This is a genomic window from Dysgonomonas sp. 216 (assembly GCF_010501065.1).
Taxonomy (GTDB): domain Bacteria; phylum Bacteroidota; class Bacteroidia; order Bacteroidales; family Dysgonomonadaceae; genus QVMM01.
Genome location: NZ_QVMM01000011.1, coordinates 35,947 through 55,457, shown reverse-complemented (window position 1 = coordinate 55,457; position 19,511 = coordinate 35,947). Strand labels below are relative to the sequence as shown.

The following is a 19,511-nucleotide window of genomic DNA, read 5'->3' as shown; positions in this document are numbered from 1 at the left end:
TGAAGGATAGTAAACAACCCTGATTACTGATTATTCTTTATAAATTTATCAATTGTGACAGGCATGCCATTTCTCAACTGCATAACTCCGGTAACTAATAATGTATCGCCAACATTTAAACCTTCGAGAACCTGTAACGACGATGCCGTCCTCATCCCTTTAGACAACTCAACTTGATGAGCTTTCCCGTTGCGGTATATGTAAGCAATATCACGTCCTAATTCGGCAACTGACGATATACTTGGAATAACAATTGTATTTTTTATTTCATCCAGTCTAACTTCTATACTAGCCGAATATCCGGGTTTAAGTTTTCCATTAGTATTCGGATATATAGCCCGAGCCAACAATGTAAATGTTGACAGATCGAGGCTCGACTCTACTGCATAAACTGTAGCTTTATATACATTGTTATCATTGTCTACTGTAAAAGTCAATGGTACTCCAGCCTTTATAAAAGCTGCCTGCTTTTCATTAACCGAAAATTCCATCTTAAGAGGCGATATTTTCGTCAATCGTGAAATTACAGTTGTGGGCGACGCATAAGTACCCTCGCTAACTTGTCTTAATCCGATAACGCCATCAAATGGAGCCCTCAATTCGGTTTGAGCAATACGAGCCTTAACTAACTCAATATCGGCATTCAATTTCTCAAGTTCAGTATTTACTTGCTCATAAGCCTCCTGACTTACTGCATCTTTCTCTAACAATGATTTCTGCCTGAATACCCGATCTGTAGCCAAAGGAATTTGAGCCTCAAGCTTCTTTAACTCGGCCTGCAAAGGTTTATCGTTCACTTTAGCCAACAAAGTACCTTTCTTCACCGATGTACCTTCCTTAAAATAAATGTCGGTTATCTTTCCCGAAGTTTCAAACGAAAGGCTTACCTCTTCGTCGGGTATTAACCATCCTTTTATTTTAAAAACATCATTCAAACTTTCGTATGTCAACACCATGGCGTTAACATTTAATGCAGGTTTTTTACCTCCACTTCTTGCACTTGTACTTACATCCGGAGACAAAGTATCTGAATCGTTAGTAGAACTTATACTGTTTTTTATTACCGGAAACAAAGCCATACCGGCTATAAACAGAACAATAATAATTATTAGTACGATTTTAGTTTTCTTACTCATGAGGTTAATATAGCGCGTTTCTAGTACATTCTGATTATTGAACTAAAAAAAGAAAGAAAGTTTAATCACATTCCCGCTTTTTCTGTTTTATTCAGAAATATTCAATCATTTTAACAAAGAGAAGGAGATATTCCTATGCGAATACCTCCTTTTTTTACATGTAAACAACTATTCTTAGACCTATATTCTTTTATTTTTTCTTCAACGTGTACATCGAAGCCAAATCTCCTGTTATTTCATTTCCGCTCATGTCACGTTGAGTCAAAGTATTTTCACCAACAAAGTATTTATTAGGAGCATCTGTTACACCATTCAATATAATATTATTTCCGTCTGCCTCCCATGCATAAGTTCCTTTCACCTCTGCATTTGTTGTTTTTCCATTTTTATTGTAAACATCTGTTTTGGTGTAATTGCTGTCGCCCAACTCTATGGTAACATTTATACTGTCGCAATCGGCACATGGCAATACGCCTATATATGTACCTTTATAATCCAATGAATTTTTTGCAGTATGAATCCCCTCTATTACTTCCGATTCTGTTATTATAGTTTCAGTATCTTTTTTTGACGATCCCGAGCAACTCAATAAACCTACCGATGTACAAACAACCAATGCTAAACCTAAAATCTTTTTCATAATCTCTAAATTTTAAAAACATTTATATGATATTTAAACACCAGAGCTTTTTAAAAGTTTAACGACCTTGCATTTTTTTATATTCTTCCACCGCAATACACAGTTCGTTATACCACAATTCTCCGAACCGCCTTATAAGTGGTTCTTTTAAAAACTGATATACACGCACACCCTCTCTATCACCCAATGCTACTGCTGCTTTGCATACTCTCCACCGATGATAATTTACTGCGGTAAAATCGCGGTAACGCTGTAATCTTATCGGGTATAAATGGCACGATATGGGTTTGTAAAAATCAGTACGTCCTTCTTTAAAGGCTTTTTCTATTGCACACATACATACTCCGCTTTTATCGTAACATGTAAACACACAATCTTTATCATTCACAATAGATGTTACCATTTCGCCATCGGTGTCTTTATAGGCAACACCTTGTGCTTTTATTATACGTTGAGCTTCGGGCGACAAATCGTCCCACACCACAGGCAATAGCTCCTCCAGCTTTTTCACTTCGTCAAATTCGAGTGGAGCACCCGAATCACCCTCTACACAACATATTCCTTTACACGTAGCTAAATCGCATATAAAGTTTTCTTCAATTACATCAAGGGCTACTATAGCATCATCTATTTGTATCATTAATCTAAAGTTAGTTTTTTATAAAAGACCGAAATAAGAAAAGTTTATTTTTGAAATTCGACAGAGTACTTTATCGATTCGAGAATTTTTCGAACAATAGCAGACTGTTTTTTCCAATCCTTTTCTTTCATTGTATACAAGTACGAATTACCTTTCGAGTGAACTAATACTTTGTAGGGTAAATCGTTTTCATACATTTTATTGAGAAACTCCGCAGGTATAGATAAAGATGCTCTTTGTTCCCAGTTCTTTCTCTTAGGCTCTACGTAAAACATTGTGCTTTCGACATAAGAGCGTTCGTTATCGGGCAATAATATAAATACCGAATCTGTCGGCGAGGCTTCTTTTGTATAATATGTAAAATTATAAGTAACGGAATCGCGTGTAGTCAGGTATGTTATATCAAATACCATGTCTTTTTTTGCTTTCGTATCATTTGTCGAAAACCCCTCCATTGGGTATATGAAATATAGATAACCATCATTGTGTATCCGCGACAAATACTTTTTACTAATATCCTGCGCTGATATGTTAATTGTAGCACAAAGCAGGATTATTGAATATAATACTTTTTTCATACCCACAAATATATATAAAAAATAAGAGAAACCTTACGACAGGCTTCTCTTACTTATGTTTGTTATACGAACTTTATTATTCTCCGTAAACAACTAAAGTATAAGTATTAATTATACCTAGAATTGAGTTTGTATGCATATCAACGTGGCTGATTTTTTTGATACCAGCAGCTTTAGCTGCAGCTTCAACACCTGCATCGCCAATAGCAATAAGGCCTAAGTAGCTTTTTGCTTCAGATTTTCCTACTTTAGAACCAAGAGTTGCACCATCAACGATGTCGTTTTTCATTGTAACGTCTGTGTAAAGAGCACCTACTGGACCAAAAGCAGCACCACAGCTTGATAAAGCCAAAGAAGCAACTACTGCACAAGAAAGAAATAATTTTTTCATTGTTTTTAGTTTTTTTTCTAAAAGTTAATTAATTGTTAGCTTAGTATAGTTTGCCTGAAACCCGTATTCCGAAACATTTTAGCCGCAACAACGGATGTTAAGCGAGTGCAAATAAAACTAAAATATAAACATAAACAAACTTTTATTAAACCTTTTTTTAACTCCTATTGGTTCTTTTTATTATTTACTCATCTCACGAAGTTTTATTTTCGTAAGTACTTGTTTGGTATTCAAGGGGAACTCACTATCCATCATCCAAGCATAAAAACTTGGCTCGGTTTTTAATATGTGAGCTACCGATTTTCCTTTATGCTTACCAAAGTTAAATACTTCAACTCCGTTTTCGTCAAGAATTATCCGTCCGGACAAGTCTACATTATTATTAAACGTTGAATACTCCTTAGCTAAAGTCTCTATATCGTTTACCAAATCAGGATAACGATCTAATTGAGCCTTTAAAACTTCGTATGTAGCCATAGTATCGGCCTCGGCCGAGTGTGCATCTGTCAGATTTTTATCACAATAAAATTTATATGCAGCCTCTAATGTGCGCTGTTCTTTTTTATGGAATATAATCTGTACATCTATAAATTTTCGCCTGCTGAAATCAATATCTACCCCTACCCTAAGAAATTCTTCGGCCAGCAAAGGAATATCGAAACGGCTGGAGTTAAAACCCGCTAAATCGCACCCTTCCAACTGATCGCTTAAAGATTTAGCTACCTGTTTAAATGTTGGGCAATCTTTTACATCTTCGTCGAAGATATGATGTACAGCTGAGGCTTCGGCTGGAATAGGCATCTCGGGATTTATACGCCTAGTTTTCGACTCCTGTTTTCCATTAGGAAAAATCTTCAAATAAGAGATCTCTACAATACGGTCTTTTACGATATTGGTTCCGGTAGTTTCTAAGTCAAAAAATACTATCGGATTTTTAAGATTCAATTCCATATTTTATTTTTATGAAAAAAACTTTACTGCCGACAAACTGCAATAAAGTTTCTTCTATGATTTTTTTTGTATTCAGACTTTTATTAGTCGTTCAACATCATTGGCATTAACAACATAAGCAAATCCTCATCTCCCTCTTTTTCTACAGGAAGTATCAAGCCGGCACGCGAAGGATCGGACAACTCTAGTGTTATTTCTGTTGACGAAATGTTACTTAATATTTCTATCAAAAAGTTCGATTTAAACCCTATATTCATCGATACACCTGAGTAATCGCAATTTATTGTTTCTTCGGCAGCTGTCGAGAAGTCGATATCCTGTGCAAAAATAACAATCATATTATCCGACAATTGCAACTTTACAAGGCTACTTGCCGGATTAGAAAACACCGACACACGTTTCAGAGCATTCAAAAATGACTGACGGTCGAGCAATACTTTATTTGGATTATCCTGAGGTATTACCGAATTGTAATTAGGGTAACGTCCTTCTATAAAACGACAAGTCATTGTATAACTAGCCATTTTTATGTATGCATTGTTCGAATCAAATTTAATTTCAACATTCTCCGACTCTTTTGCTAATATACTCTTCAGCAAGTTCGCCGGCTTCTTAGGCAGAATAAACGATGCTCTTTCCGCTCCCTTTGCCGCTAATGTTTTAAAACGCACAAGCTTATGCCCATCCGATGCCACAAATGTCAGATCATCTGTTGTTATATCAAAGTAAACTCCATTCATAACCGGACGCAGTTCGTCATCAGCGCTGGCAAACAGAGTATGATTTATTCCCGACAGTAATATCTGCGGATCGATACTTATATCTATTACCGACTCTGTCAACTCTTTTGGTTGTGGATAATCAATTCCGTTTTGTCCTATAAAATTATATTTACCATTATGAAAATAAATGAACACCTCAAGATTTTCATCGTTTATCTCAAATCTTAACGGTTGGTCGGGTAGCTCCTTTAACGGGTCTAATAAGTTTTTCGCATTTATCGCTAACTGTCCGTGACCTTCTACCTCCGAAATCTCCAACGACGTAACTAATCTGGTTTCGGTATCTGCAGCTGTTAACGTAAGGGTAGATCCTTGCAAATCCAGTAAAAAACAGTCTAAAATGGGTAAAGTATTTTTCGAGTTAATAACCTTACTTATAGCCTGTAAGTGGCTTAAAAGAGCTGAACTTGATACAACAAATTTCATAATATATAACTTATATTTATTCTTAAATTTCTTCGACTAACAAATGTAAAGATATTTTTGTTACAATCAAAAAACTTTATTAGCAATAACAGTATACTAACTTGCCGTTGTTCGCCTTTTTTATTTATTCTATCAATATAGAATTATACCTCATCCAAAACACACCATAAAGCTTATAATTTCAAAACCTGACATACCTGACGATTTTCGTTTTTTCGCCCCTCCATATCTTCGCAGTAAGGAGGCTTTTGTTCTTTAATTATGTTACAACTGCGCGTAATTATCGATTCTGCACTGCTGCTGTATAATTTTAAAGAACGCATTCTATCAACATAGAATTGCACATAGTTCACAACGCGTAAAATAGCATAAATCAAAAAAACCTGACACACCTGACAGTTTTTCTGTTTTTTTATTCATTGCAATTGTTTATCAATATTTGTTTCCCCATCAGCAATCAGTATATAGATAAAATCAACTACCAATTAGCACTAATAATATAAACCCTCGCCGACATCACGTCAGCAAGGGTTCGAACGATCAACTAAAAAACTATCTATAGAAATCTAATTTTTATAGAACAAGTATGGTTTCCTTTTTATTTTGTTTATACTTACGATATAAATTAATAGTTACAAAGTTCGGTTATCGGGTAATACCCGACAATACCAATTTATAATGATTTTCGAGACCATTATCATCATTTATTATTAAAAAACAAAAAGAGTAACTCCTTTGTAGAGTTACTCTTTTTAGCTATATAAATTCTGTATTATTAGAATCTGTTGTCGTACAAATGTTTAGAATCTAATTTTACAACTTTTCCGTATTTTTCCAATGCCTTTGTATCAATATCTTTCGGATCGCCTACAATACCAATTACATAAGGACGGCCTTTTACGTGTTTGTTATAATAGTCAACTATATCGTCAAATGTTAAAGCCTCTATTTTAGCTAAATTTTCTTTTGCCGGATCTTCTGTATATCCACGCTCTTTCCACGATTGTATGGTAAGGCTTAAAGAACGGAACTCGGGCTTATAGTTTTGCTCTGTTTCTTTCAGATAGTTTTTGATATTAGTTATTCTGTCCGGATGTAAAGGCATATCATTCAACAGCCCCGTGTAAACCTCCAATGCATCTAATACCTTATCGGCCTGAGTACCTACATAACCTACAAAAAAATCTTTTTTATTCTCTACCGGAGGAGGCGATACTTGACCATATGCAGTATATGCCATAGAACGATATTCGCGAATCTCCTTCATTATCAGCCCATTAAACCCTCCGGAGAAATAAGCATTGAAAGCACGTCTTACAACATCCGACTCGTTTGTATTATTTTCTCCTTCGATATAGAAAGATATGTTACTTTGCTGAGCATCTCGGTCGCCTACAAAATAAATTGTATTTCCTTTATACTCAACCCTATCTTTGATTTCGGGAGATGTTGATGCTTTTTCACCTTGTTTTAATGGTAAATTTTTACTCAAAATATCATATGCAACATCAAAATCGTAGTTACCTACATAATGAATCTCTGCTTCGTAATCGGTAGCACGCTGGAATTCGCCGGTCATATTACCTACAGTCAAATCTAAAATACTAAAGAAAGAAGGCCTGTCGATATATTCCGATTTCTTCTGGTAATAAATGTATTTGTCTAATGCATTACTCAATCCGCTTGTCGATTTATCTTCAAACATACGGCTTTGCGCTTCCATACCTTTTACATTATTCATTTGTTTTTCATCCAAATCGGGGAATAAAATCTGACGTGTAAGCAAATTACACGAAGCCTCCAAATTTGCATCTATACCACTCATTATAACATACAGATAATTGTCATCTACCCGATATGCACATGTAGCACCCAAATTACTGAAAGCTTGTTTTACTTCCTGAGCTTTCATTTGCCCCATAATACCGGCATTATTCATCAATAATGTAGCAAGTGGTAAATGTGGCATTTTTTCGGCTCCGATACCATATTTTATAATAAGGGTAAAGACCTCGTTGTCTTCATTTTTGGTATAGAATAGTTTCGATTTATCATTAACCGACTTCATTTTTACCTTATCGAAATCGGTAAATACAGGAGAAGAATAACGTATAGAGGTTAATTCCAATAATTTTGCATAATCCGATTTTGCATCTTGTGGAGCTTCTAAAGCCTCATATTCGGGTTTCTTTAGCTTTTCGTTTTTCTCACGTTTTCCTTCGCTGATATTTAGTACTAAGAAATCGTCAGTAAAATATTTTTTAGCAATTTCTTTAATCTGTTCTGTTGTTATAGCAGATACGCGTTCTTTATAGTTAAGGAATTCGCCCATATCCTGACCATATATGAAGGCCTGAGATATTTGATTAACTTTAAAATCGGTAGATTCCATACCCATATCATACTGGCGAATCATATTGTTTTTTATCGACTCAACAAGCCAGTCTTCAAATTCGCCTTTCTTCAATTTATCAATTTTCTCCTGAAGCATTTTTTCCAAAGACTTCATTGAGCTATATCTGCGTTGATTGGGGTCGTAGTAAGGAACTGCATTTATCATTATGCGCCCTCTTTCTTTCAAGGTCAGCGCACCGGCACCTACATTCATTACATCTCCATCGATACTCAATTTATCGATAAGCCCGGTTTCGTTACTATTCGATAATATACTTAAACAAATATCCAATGCTATTTCATCGGGGTGACCACCTTCGATACCCTTATAAATCATAAATAACAACGGATAGTTTCCTATTTTAGCCTTTAGTTCTTTTCTTCCTTTAAATTCGGTTTCGGGATACATTATTCTTTCGGGCAAAGCCTTATTTTCAAGACGTCCGAATTTTTCTCTTACAACAGGAAGCACATCCTGAACTTTTACTTTTCCAGCTAATATAAGAGCCATATTTTCAGGAACATACCAATTATTATAAAAACCTATAAGTTCGCTTAGTTGAGGATTTTTCAAATGCTCGGGAAATCCTATTACCGAACGCGAATAAGGGTGATTTTCAAATATCGACTTAAATAAGAAATTACTTAATTGTCTGCTCGGATTATTCATCATCCTGTTATACTCTTCATACACAGTTTCAAGCTCGGTTTGGAAAGCCCTGAACACAGGGTTAATCAACCTTTCCGAGTTTAGGTCTAGCCATTTATAAACCTGACTAGGTGGAAACTTGTTATAATATACCGTGTAATCGTACGATGTTCCGGCATTAAGACCTATCCCTCCCATACCTTCTGTAAGGGCTGCAAATTCGTTTGTCAAACCATATTTAGCCGCTTCTACAGTCAGTTTATTAATTTCTTTATCAATTTCTTCTCTTTTTACAGGATCTGTTTCGGAGGCACGTTCATCGTATTTCTGAATAATCTGCTCATAAACAGGCTTTTCTTTTTCCCAATTCAAAGCTCCTATTTTTTCTGTTCCCTTAAACAGAACATGCTCAAGATAGTGAGCCAGCCCTGTATAATTAGAAGGCTCGTCTTTAGCCCCAACATTAAAAACAACTTGCCCGAAAACCTCGGTAGCTGTTTCGTCTTCGTACACAAAAACACTAAGCCCGTTAGGTAGCTTAAATGCTTTCAATCCTTGGGCGTATACTGTTGTTCCTAAAAAGGCAACAAGCATAACCAGGACAGAAATTTTTAATCGTTTTCTCATACCTATTGTTGATTTATTAATTATGTAACAAATATAATATTTATAATATTTTTACGAAAGTTTTATTCCCTTTTAACTGCCTTGCGCAGGCCTTATACAAAAAAGGTTGCCCGGAAACAAACCAGACAACCTTTTTTTATAATAAAAATATTTTATTCAGGTAAAACAAGTCTTTCGACAAAAGTACCGAAGGTACCAGCCGAAACATAATGTTGAACATTCATTAGTAACTGATTGCCATTTTTCTTCAATGGAGATAGTGTCCTCACATACACCGGCCCATAAGATGCATGAGTCCATGCGGGCTGAGAGGAAACTATAACATTATCTTCAGCATCTACAGTAACACTCAAGTCATAACCATCTCCATAAACATCTTTTATAAGGTAATACCCCATAAATTCGATAACACCAACCTCTACATACCAAGCACCACCAAATATTTCTGAGTAAAATATACCTCTTACAATAGGTATTTCACCTGTTATAACAGATTTTACCTCTCCATAAGATACACCTTGAGAGTTTAAAGCATACGATCTGTAATAATAATTAGTTTCTGCTTTTAAAGCTTTCAACGTATCTGCATATAACAATGTTTCTGCATTAAAAGATGTTGCCGCAGTATATTTACAACCAGCTTCTATTGTGGGTTCAGTGTCTGTTTCACTATAACATATTCCATATGCTAAAACATCTGCACCTCCGTCGTTTTCTATTTTATTACCAATAGTAATAAGTACTGCTCCATAATCTTCACTTACATCGCCAGTGGTTGTTGTTGCCTTGCTTGCTTTTTTATAAGAATCCGATAATTTATCATCATCCGAACAACTGTATATAAATAAAGCGACAAGCAATAATGATAATATTTTTGTAATTTTCATATCAATTATTTTTATTTGTTTACTTTCCTATAGGAGTTGGGTTTTGATCTTCTTCATTTATATCAGGGTTGTTATCAATTTCTCGTTGAGGAATTTTATACAAGAAATACCAGCTATTTGGTTCAATCTTATATGTAGCACCCGACAAGTGATTTGTTCCTTCATAAGAACGATCAACACCTTTTTTCAACCGTAACAAATCGTAATTAGCAAACCCTTCTCCCCACAATTCCAGACGACGTTGTAAATAAACTTCGTCACCCGTAACTGATGTTTTATTCCAAGAAGAATCTCTTTCTTTCATTAATTCTTTCAAAACATCGGCTGCAGGACCTTCTTGTCCGCTTCTGGCCAATGCCTCAGCCTCTATTAGAACCATCTCAGACACACGCATGTACAAATAATCACCCTCCCAGTTATTAGTCTTTTTAAACTTCAAATTGGTATAATTAGGAAATTTTTGTTCCTGTTCGGTATAACTATACCCCGAACCTGCAACTTTAAACCAAGATCTACGTATATCGTTGAAAGACATTTGACTATATAAACGAGCATCTATTTTTTTATAACCTCCTAAACCGCCATAACCCGAATCATATGATCCTATATGAGAAAAGAACGATGCATATACCGATGAAGATTCAGCATCAATATCGCCACCCCACATCCATTCTTTCGAATTTATATTATTAAATCCTTCTGTAGCAAACTCTGTAGCTGTCAGAACAGAATAGTCTTGACGGGCCATATTAGCATAATAAGCGGCATTATCCCAATCATTCTTCACTAAACAAACCCTAGCATATAACCCAGCAGCTACACTCTTATCAATATATACTTTGTTTAGCTTTTCAGGACGCTTCCAACCATCTAGCAAAGGGATAGCTTTAAGAAAATCGGCATCAATACGATCATATACTGTTTGTACCGAAGCTCTATAACCATACTCTTCGTCCTTATTGTCTTTTGAACTAAGCCAAATAGGTAATCCCTGAGCATCTTCATTTCCTTTATAAGTTTGTTGGTAACGTTGTATCAGATAAAAGTAAGCCATTCCTCTAAGAGCATAAGCCTGCCCTAAATAAGCCTTCATGTCCGGATCTTCTGTATCCAAATCGATTATATCAATGATACTATTCGCTTTTGAAGCAATACCATAGAAAAATGTCCAATCCTGAGCAGGCTTCACATATGTAGAGGCCCAATAGTCGAATTTATAATCAAAAATAAAATATGTACTCTGCTGTAACGCCATATCCTCAGACATTAAATCGGATTTCAACATTATAGACATATAGCCAAAATCGTCGTGACCGTCAAAGATATTGCCTGCTTGATTCATATATCCATATGCCCCGATAAGCAATGATTTTGCTTTCGGATTATATATTTGTGATGAATCCTCTGTATCGAACCAACTATCTGAACAACCTGATGCGGAAAGAATAACTACCGCAAGAAGTATTGTATATAATTTTTTCAGAATTTTCATAATTACTAATATATTAAATTAAAAGTTTAGGTTTATACCAAAAGACACTGTCCGGATAGGAGAATAGTGATATCCAGTTGCCCCACTGAACGACTGGCGAGGATCAAGACCTTTTCTTTTAGATATTAAAAACAAATTATCTCCTACAACATATAAGCGGAGTTTTTCAACACCTAATTTCGATAACGTATTTTTAGGGAAAGTATACCCAAATGTTGCATTACGTAAACTCAAATTAGATCTTTCCACTAAAAATCTGTCTGAAGCACCTGCTATTTCCTGATTATCAACCTCTAACCGAGGTACACTTGTGTAACGATTATCTGGTGTCCATCTGTTATAAATATCTTTATGCCAGTTACCTCCAGCCGAACCACCAGACATTAATCCTGCATATTGCGTATCTTGAACCCAACCACCTAATTCATAAGAAAAAGATAAGCCTAAATCAAAACCTTTATATGACGCATTTGTAGAAAACCCTCCATAAACATCGGGATTAGCTCTTTTATCTAATACGTAACGGGTAGCCTCTCCTGTTGAATTTACAATTTTTGTTCCTGTTACTTTTTTCGTCACGGGATCTATCACATCTGCTAAGTATTGCGGAGCTCCATTATCAGGATCTACGCCCATATACTTAAATTTGTAATACGTATACGGACTCTCTCCTTTTTTGAAGAAATACTCTCCATTAGGCCAACCATTTGGACGATCAGGCGGCAATTGAGTCAATTTTGTTTTTTCAAATGATGCATTTATTAAAAAATCCCATTTAAGGTCATTTGTTTTAATAATATCATACAACAACTCTACCTCTAATCCTTTGTTATTTATTCCCATCGCATTTTCCCACTTAACAGAAGGTGTACCTTGAGAAGGAATTAGTGTTTTTATGAAAAGTAAATCATCTGACTGTTTATTAAAAAAGCCAATACTAGCTGTCAACTTATCAAACAATTTAGCTTCGAGCCCTAAGTCAAATTGCTTCGACTTTTCCCATGTTAGCGCCTTACTCCCCCAAAAAACATGGTTTGCACCAGCTTCGCCGGTATAAGGCAATACTGAGTAAGCATTTTCGTATGCAATAACAGTACCAATTCTATCGTTACCTTGTGTTCCACAACTAGTTCTGATACGCAAATCGTTTACCCAATCTACATCTGCCATAAAATCTTCCTGATCTATACGCCACGAAGCACCAACAGACCAAAATGTACCCCAACGGTCATTTTTGCTAAAACGAGAAGATGCGTCACGTCTTATTGTTGACGATAAATAATACTTATCGCGATAATCGTATTTTAGCTGAGCAAAAAGACCCTCTATTGCATATTCTTGTGCATAAGATGTAACTGTTTTTATTTTTGCTGCGTTTGCTAATTCGGCATTGGAAGAAGATTCTTCATAATTTGTTTTTTGAGCAGCTAAATATGTACCTCTATCCTTTTTTATTTCATGTGCTAATAGAACATCAAGATGGTGATCGTACTCCAGCGTTTTTGTCCAATTCAATAATTGAGTAGAACTCAAAGAATATCCGCGAGAAGCCTGTCTTGTTCCACGACCTCCAACATTTGCAGCATCACCTCCAATTGGTGTTTGAAGCCTTACATAACTCAAATTATAATTATCCAAACCTCCGTTTATAGTAAACTTGAAATCTTCGAGAAATGATATTTGAGCATATCCTCTAATACTCACCGCATCTATAGTTGTTTCCCTCAAATCATACTTTTGCTGAGAAATAGCATTTACTCCTTTGCCTTTAGGGCGTGCACCCATAGCCCCATCACCGTAATCATACATGTCGGCGCCATTCTCATCTTTTACCCTATTACCATTCGAGTCATATACATAAACCGGATATATAGGAGCTATTGTTTGCCCAAAATAGAAAATATTCGACAAAGTAGTCGATCCGAAAGTCAATTCGTTTGTTTTTGTATTCGCAAAATTTGAATTTAATCCAACTTTAAACCAAGAGTTAACCTCCTGATCAATATTTAGTCTTGCAGAAACACGGCTAAAATCAGAGTTTCGAGTATAAGACTCTTCATCCAAATAGTTTAACGATGTATAATATGTTGTTTTTTCCGACCCTCCGCTTATTCGAAGACTAACCTCCTTACGTGCTCCGGTTTTAAAAGCCTCATCTAACCAATCGTCATGATACATTAATTTCGCATTAGAATTTAACCGTCCTGTGATTGGATTTACAAGCTCGTTATTTGGTACATTATAGTTATTATACCCTAAAACATCAATCAAGTCATTAGAAGCCTGAACACCTGCTGTTACATAGTCTAATCCCGACGAAAACACGGACTGATTTCTCAGCCCCTCCCAGTATAATTCATAATATTCTCCCGGGCTTTCTAATATATCATACTTAGGAACCCCAAGTGTATTAAAGCCTAAACGAGTATCTAATTCGACTTTAGTACGTCCCGATTTACCTTTCTTTGTTGTTACCAAAACAACACCATTTGCTGCACGTGTACCATACAACGATGTTGCTGCGGCATCTTTTAGTACAGTCATAGTTTCTATATCCTGGCTATTAATAGAACTCAGGTCTCCTTCATAAGGAACTCCATCTAAAACAACAAGAGCTGTTGATGTAGCGCTTAACGACCCCAATCCACGAACTCGAATATTTCCACCTGAACCAGGCTGACCAGAACCTCCTGTTATCCTAACACCTGCAACTTCACCCTCTAACGCATTAGATAGGTTCGATACTTGTTGTTTTTCTATTTTTGCAGCACCCACAGTCGAAGCAGCTCCTGTAAACGAAGTCTTCTTCACTGTACCATACGCTACAACCATTACTTCATCAAGCAATTCGGTATCAGCCTTCATTACAACTTTCATGTTTGCCGATGCTTGCGCTTCTGTTGTTTGCATACCAACAAGTGCAAAAACCAATGTTTTATTATTGGCCGGCACAGAGATTGTAAACTTGCCCTCTACGTCGGTTATTGTACCCGTAGTGGTCCCTTTCACAACTACAGACGCCCCAATTACGGATTCTCCTGTTTCATCAACAACAGTACCCGAAACGGATGTCTGAGCCATCGCAAATCCTACACTAAGAAATAGGCAGGACAAAATAGTGATCCATTTTTTCATAAACTCTACTTTAATTAAACTCTATTTATAAACACTATCGTATTAATTTCACAATTAATATATTCAAAACACACTCTTTACATTATTTCACAATCAAAAGGCAAATATAACACTTTCCTAATTCATAACAAAAACTAAAAAGAAGAAAATAATCAAAAATAGGAGAGACAAAATCTACAAAATCAAGGATAAAAAGATAAAAAGAAAGCAACATAACACAATTACACACAAAAACACAAACCAGAAACGCCAAAAACCAGCAAAAACAACACGAAACAATACCAAATTGAAAGAATACTTAATACATTTAATCTATAATTAATTTATAAAATCTATTAAAACAAAAAAGAGAGAATGCTTCATTTTCGAAAACATTCTCTCTTAACCATCTAATATAATATTCTTTTATTTTACATCTTCTCTGGCACATCTATGCCTAGCAGCGCCATACCTATTTTTATAACCTTTGCCACAGTTGCAGATAAAACCAGTCTAAACTGACGAATATCACTATCCTCCTCCTTTAATATAGAGAAATCGTGATAGAATTGATTGTATTCTTTCACTAAATCGTATACATAATTTGCTATCGCAGCCGGATTATATTCAACCCCGGCTTGCTTCACAATTGCCGGAAATTCTCCTAACAGTTGAACCAACGCCTGTTCCTTGCCCGACAACAAAATATCAGAGGGTAAGATCGAAGCAATAGCTATACCAGCCTCTTCAGCCTTCCTTAATACAGATTTTATGCGCGCATGTGTATATTGTATAAATGGCCCCGTATTTCCATTAAAATCAATAGATTCCTTCGGATCAAAAGTCATATTCTTTTTAGGGTCTACTTTCAGAATAAAATACTTTAAGGCCCCTAAGCCTACCATCCGTGCTATATTATCGGCTTCCTCTTCCGAACACCCGTCAAGTTTACCTAGCTCTCGCGAAGTTTCTTTTGCTGTATTTATCATTTCAGCCATCAGATCGTCTGCATCAACAACCGTCCCTTCGCGCGATTTCATTTTACCCTCAGGCAGTTCAACCATTCCGTACGAAAAATGATGTAGTCCCTTTCCGAACGAGAATCCTAATTTATCGAGCACAATGGATAATACCTGAAAATGATAATTTTGCTCATTTCCTACAACGTATACCATTTTACTTATATCCGGATGCTTTCTGAAACGAGCCTTAGCAGTTCCTATATCCTGAGTCATATATACCGAAGTACCATCGGAACGAAGCAATAATTTTTGATCCAGTCCTTCTCCTGCCAAATCAGCCCAAACCGAACCATCATCTTTTCTGAAAAGTATTCCTCTATTCAATCCGTCAAGCACAGTTTCTTTACCGTCGAGATAGGTTTCCGACTCGTAATATATTTCACCTTCGTCAAAATCGACACCCATATTTTTATAGGTTTCTTCAAACCCTTCATACACCCAACCATTCATCATTTTCCATAGGCCGACCACATCTTTATCTCCGGCCTCCCACAAACGAAGCATTTCGCGAGCTTCTCCCATTAATACAGATTGAGACTCTGCCTCTTCCTTCGACAAACCTTTAGCTTGCAATGCCGCCAAATCTTCCTTATAATGCTTATCGAAAAGCACATAATAATCGCCTATCAGATGATCTCCTTTTTTTCCGCTCGACTGAGGAGTTTCGTCATTACCCCATTTTTTCCATGCAAGCATAGATTTACAAATATGAATCCCCCGATCGTTTACAAGATTTGTTTTTATAACCTTGTAACCATTCGCCTTCAACACTTCGCTCAAAGCATAACCTAGCAAATTGTTACGCACATGCCCTAAATGCAATGGTTTGTTTGTATTTGGCGACGAATACTCAACCATAACCAACGGAGCATCAACCGCAGCCGGCGTTAGTCCATAATTATCTTTTTCCTGCTGTATTTCGGTCAACAACTCCAACCATCGATACGATTTAACCGACAGATTCAGAAAACCTTTTATTACATTATAATCTTCTATGTATAAAGTATTCTCCTTCAGAAAGGCACCTATTTCTTCGGCTGTTTGCTCGGGTCCTTTTCTCGATACTTTAAGAAAAGGAAAAGCCACTAAGGTAAAATGACCCTCAAATTCCTTCTTGGTACGTTGCAGCTGAACGCTACCCAACTCTACATCCGCCCCATACAGTTGCTTTATAGCCTTCACTACATCCGATTGTAAATCTCTCTCTATTTTCATCAAATCTGTATCTAATTAGTTGTTATTGCAAATAACATGCTTATTTTTTTTGAGAACACAAATGTAGTTACAAATTAATAATATATAAAAAGTAAAAACAGAAAATAGAGCTATTTTGCCCTATTTCCTGTTTTATCTTTAAATATTAGTCAGCTCCGCAATTATAGATCGGCCAATTCTGCACCTGCTTTAAACTTAACAACTTTTTTTGCCGGAATATTTATAACAGCCTTAGTACGAGGATTAACACCCTTTCTTGCTGCCTTTTCTGTTACAGAATATGTACCAAAGCCAACCAAAGTTACCTTGCCCCCTTTTTTCAATTCTACTGATACCGAATCGATAAACGCATCTAATGCTTTTTTTGAATCAGCCTTTGATAGGCCTGCCTTCTCTGCTATTGCAGTAATAAGTTCTGTCTTGTTCATAATAAAATAGGAATAAAATTAAACGTATTTAGTATTCATAGTATTAAACACACAAAAAGCATAATGGTTTACCGATGATGTCAAAAAAAAGTTTTATTTTTTTAATCGACAGTTTCTAAATATAACAAATCGGGCATCCACTTGCAAAAAAACACAAAAAAAACATATCGAAACACAAAACACATTACACAAGCCAACAAACACTTTATCATAGCATAATAATTAAGGAAATAATCTGTATTTTTGCGATTGCTTGCAACAACCTTGAGGTAACAATGGTTAAATACAAAAACATTAAGATTAATTTTATTATTACAAAGAATGAATAACAACGGGTTTCTGGGCTCGATCCCCACTGTAACTAAAAATATACTTATCATCAACATCCTGTGCTGGCTGGCACAATATATACTGGCCAGCAAAGGCATAAACATAGCCGAATATACCGGTTTACATTTTATCCTTTCGGACAAGTTTATGCCACACCAAATAATAACGTACATGTTTATGCATGATTGGAATGGCATTGGTCATTTATTTTTCAATATGTTTGCTGTATTTATGTTTGGCCGCACATTGGAAATGGCATGGGGACCTAAACGTTTTTTATTCTATTATCTGTTTACCGGTATAGGAGCCGGTATTGTTCAGGAGGTTGTATGGACAGTAGAATTATGGGATTACCTTTCGGATCCTAACATTGCGATAATAACCAGACCTTTTTTAACGGTAGGAGCTTCGGGTGCCGTATTTGGCATACTTCTTGGCTTCGGTATGCTTTTCCCAAATGCACAGCTGTTTATTATACCTTTTCCGTTCCCTATTAAAGCTAAATATTTTGTTATAGGATATGGTGTTATCGAGCTATTTTTGGGTATTGCAAGCAGATCGGGCGATTCTGTTGCTCATTTTGCCCATCTTGGCGGATTGCTTTTTGGTTTAATTCTTATCCTTTATTGGAGAAAAACAACAAACACAAGTGACAGAATTTTTTAAAAATATAAACAAAAGATATAAACATGGCAACATCCTGATAAAGCTCATATTTATCAATGCCATTATCTTTATATTGTTAGAAACCGTATCAATTATTTCTACCTTGTTTAAGATACCGATTCCCGACTTTAGCTACTATTTAAGTGTTCCGGCTCTAATTCCTCAATTAATTACACGCCCATGGAGCATAATAACCTATATGTTTGTACACGCCAACATATTTCACATATTTTTCAATATGTTGATGCTATATTGGTTTGGAAAAATATTCCTTACCTACTTCAATTCCCGCAATATGGGGGTTTTGTATTTTTTAGGCGGGTTAGGCGGAGCTATATTATACATCGCCGCATTCAACTTTATCCCCTACTACATCGATATGAAAGATAGCATAATGGTTGGAGCATCGGGGGCAGTTATGGCAATTGTTTTTGCATCGGCATTTTACCATCCCGACCAAAAATTAATATTCTTTGTTTTTCCGGTAAAAATAATATACATCGCACTAGCCTTGTTTGTTATAGATTTTTTTGCCCTGCGCGACCCTTCTAATCCGGGCGGACATGTTGCTCACATTGGTGGTGCCATCGTCGGGCTTGTTTTTGCGTTGCAGTATAAAAAAGGAAGAGACATTACAGCATGGTTTACAAGCATCAGCAAGTTTTTCTCGACACTATTTAAACCCAAGAAAAAAACCAAGATGAAGGTTAAAGTTGGCGGAAGAGAAGCCGACTACGAATACAACCGTAAAAAAAATATAGAGCAGGAAGATATAGACCGCATACTCGACAAAATTAAGGCATCGGGGTATAGCAGTTTAACAAAAGAAGAAAAAAGGCAATTATTTGATGCAAGCCGAAAATAACATAAAAAGCAGGATTATGAAATATCTTCGTATTCCGGTTATAGTGGCAAATTTAATTGCTGCCTGCTTGCTTATTTTATCAGCCTCGGCGTGGTATATATCGCCCGAGACAAGCACCATACCGGCATATTTGGGCATGGTTTTTCCGTTTTTTATTGTAGCCAATTTCTTGTTCCTGATACTTTGGCTTATAATCAGACGCTGGAAACTTGTTATTGCATCAATTATACCTTTAATTATGTGCATATCTCCTCTGTTTGTGTACTTCCCCATACATT

The 19,511-nt window shown here is 36.0% G+C and carries 16 protein-coding genes; 2 read left to right on the top strand and 14 right to left on the bottom strand.

What is annotated here, in order from left to right; all coding sequences use genetic code 11:
• Positions 1 to 23: 23 nt before the first annotated feature.
• The 13 genes from D0T53_RS08145 to D0T53_RS08085 all read right to left on the bottom strand — a co-directional run bounded on the left by D0T53_RS08145 (position 24) and on the right by D0T53_RS08085 (position 17,372).
• Positions 24 to 1,136 (bottom strand): efflux RND transporter periplasmic adaptor subunit, encoded by a 1,113-nt coding sequence (locus D0T53_RS08145; RefSeq protein WP_163266697.1) that lies wholly within the window; start codon positions 1,134 to 1,136, stop codon positions 24 to 26.
• A 190-nt stretch (positions 1,137 to 1,326) separates the two neighbouring features.
• The gene (locus tag D0T53_RS08140; protein WP_163266695.1) at positions 1,327 to 1,776 is read right to left on the bottom strand and encodes a copper resistance protein NlpE; all 450 of its coding nucleotides are present in this window, start codon (positions 1,774 to 1,776) and stop codon (positions 1,327 to 1,329) included.
• A gap of 58 nt (positions 1,777 to 1,834) precedes the next feature.
• Positions 1,835 to 2,416, bottom strand: coding sequence for a DUF3109 family protein (locus tag D0T53_RS08135; RefSeq protein WP_163266693.1), 582 nt, complete (start codon positions 2,414 to 2,416; stop codon positions 1,835 to 1,837).
• A gap of 44 nt (positions 2,417 to 2,460) precedes the next feature.
• Positions 2,461 to 2,994: a hypothetical protein gene (locus D0T53_RS08130; RefSeq protein ID WP_163266691.1), complete on the bottom strand. Its 534-nt coding sequence runs from the start codon at positions 2,992 to 2,994 to the stop codon at positions 2,461 to 2,463.
• Between the two features lie 76 nt (positions 2,995 to 3,070).
• Positions 3,071 to 3,385, bottom strand: a complete 315-nt coding sequence (locus D0T53_RS08125) for a TRL domain-containing protein (RefSeq protein WP_163266689.1) — start codon at positions 3,383 to 3,385, stop codon at positions 3,071 to 3,073.
• 180 nt (positions 3,386 to 3,565) lie between these two features.
• Entirely contained in the window at positions 3,566 to 4,336 is a 771-nt protein-coding gene (locus tag D0T53_RS08120) for a 3'-5' exonuclease (protein WP_163266687.1), read from the bottom strand.
• A gap of 83 nt (positions 4,337 to 4,419) precedes the next feature.
• Positions 4,420 to 5,544, bottom strand: a complete 1,125-nt coding sequence (gene dnaN / locus D0T53_RS08115; RefSeq protein WP_163266685.1) for a DNA polymerase III subunit beta — start codon at positions 5,542 to 5,544, stop codon at positions 4,420 to 4,422.
• Between the two features lie 775 nt (positions 5,545 to 6,319).
• Positions 6,320 to 9,214, bottom strand: a complete 2,895-nt coding sequence (locus D0T53_RS08110) for a pitrilysin family protein (RefSeq protein ID WP_163266683.1) — start codon at positions 9,212 to 9,214, stop codon at positions 6,320 to 6,322.
• 152 nt (positions 9,215 to 9,366) lie between these two features.
• Positions 9,367 to 10,101: a hypothetical protein gene (locus D0T53_RS08105; protein WP_163266681.1), complete on the bottom strand. Its 735-nt coding sequence runs from the start codon at positions 10,099 to 10,101 to the stop codon at positions 9,367 to 9,369.
• A 19-nt stretch (positions 10,102 to 10,120) separates the two neighbouring features.
• On the bottom strand, positions 10,121 to 11,593 hold the full coding sequence (locus D0T53_RS08100; RefSeq protein ID WP_163266679.1) for a RagB/SusD family nutrient uptake outer membrane protein: 1,473 nt from the start codon (positions 11,591 to 11,593) through the stop codon (positions 10,121 to 10,123).
• An 18-nt stretch (positions 11,594 to 11,611) separates the two neighbouring features.
• Positions 11,612 to 14,728: a TonB-dependent receptor gene (locus tag D0T53_RS08095; protein ID WP_185152985.1), complete on the bottom strand. Its 3,117-nt coding sequence runs from the start codon at positions 14,726 to 14,728 to the stop codon at positions 11,612 to 11,614.
• A 410-nt stretch (positions 14,729 to 15,138) separates the two neighbouring features.
• Positions 15,139 to 16,944, bottom strand: a complete 1,806-nt coding sequence (gene argS, locus D0T53_RS08090) for an arginine--tRNA ligase (protein ID WP_163266677.1) — start codon at positions 16,942 to 16,944, stop codon at positions 15,139 to 15,141.
• 161 nt (positions 16,945 to 17,105) lie between these two features.
• A complete protein-coding gene (locus D0T53_RS08085; protein ID WP_163266675.1) occupies positions 17,106 to 17,372 on the bottom strand; it encodes an HU family DNA-binding protein in 267 nt (88 codons plus the stop codon).
• 348 nt (positions 17,373 to 17,720) lie between these two features.
• Between D0T53_RS08085 and D0T53_RS08080 the strand changes: the two genes are divergently transcribed.
• The gene (locus tag D0T53_RS08080) at positions 17,721 to 18,368 is read left to right on the top strand and encodes a rhomboid family intramembrane serine protease (protein WP_185152986.1); all 648 of its coding nucleotides are present in this window, start codon (positions 17,721 to 17,723) and stop codon (positions 18,366 to 18,368) included.
• Positions 18,352 to 19,233 (top strand): rhomboid family intramembrane serine protease, encoded by an 882-nt coding sequence (locus D0T53_RS08075; protein ID WP_163266671.1) that lies wholly within the window; start codon positions 18,352 to 18,354, stop codon positions 19,231 to 19,233. Before D0T53_RS08080 ends, D0T53_RS08075 begins: the two co-directional genes overlap by 17 nt.
• Here the strand turns inward: D0T53_RS08075 and D0T53_RS08070 are convergent.
• On the bottom strand, positions 19,210 to 19,506 hold the full coding sequence (locus D0T53_RS08070) for a hypothetical protein (protein ID WP_163266669.1): 297 nt from the start codon (positions 19,504 to 19,506) through the stop codon (positions 19,210 to 19,212). The genes D0T53_RS08075 and D0T53_RS08070 overlap by 24 nt on opposite strands.
• Between the last annotated feature and the right edge of the window lie 5 nt (positions 19,507 to 19,511).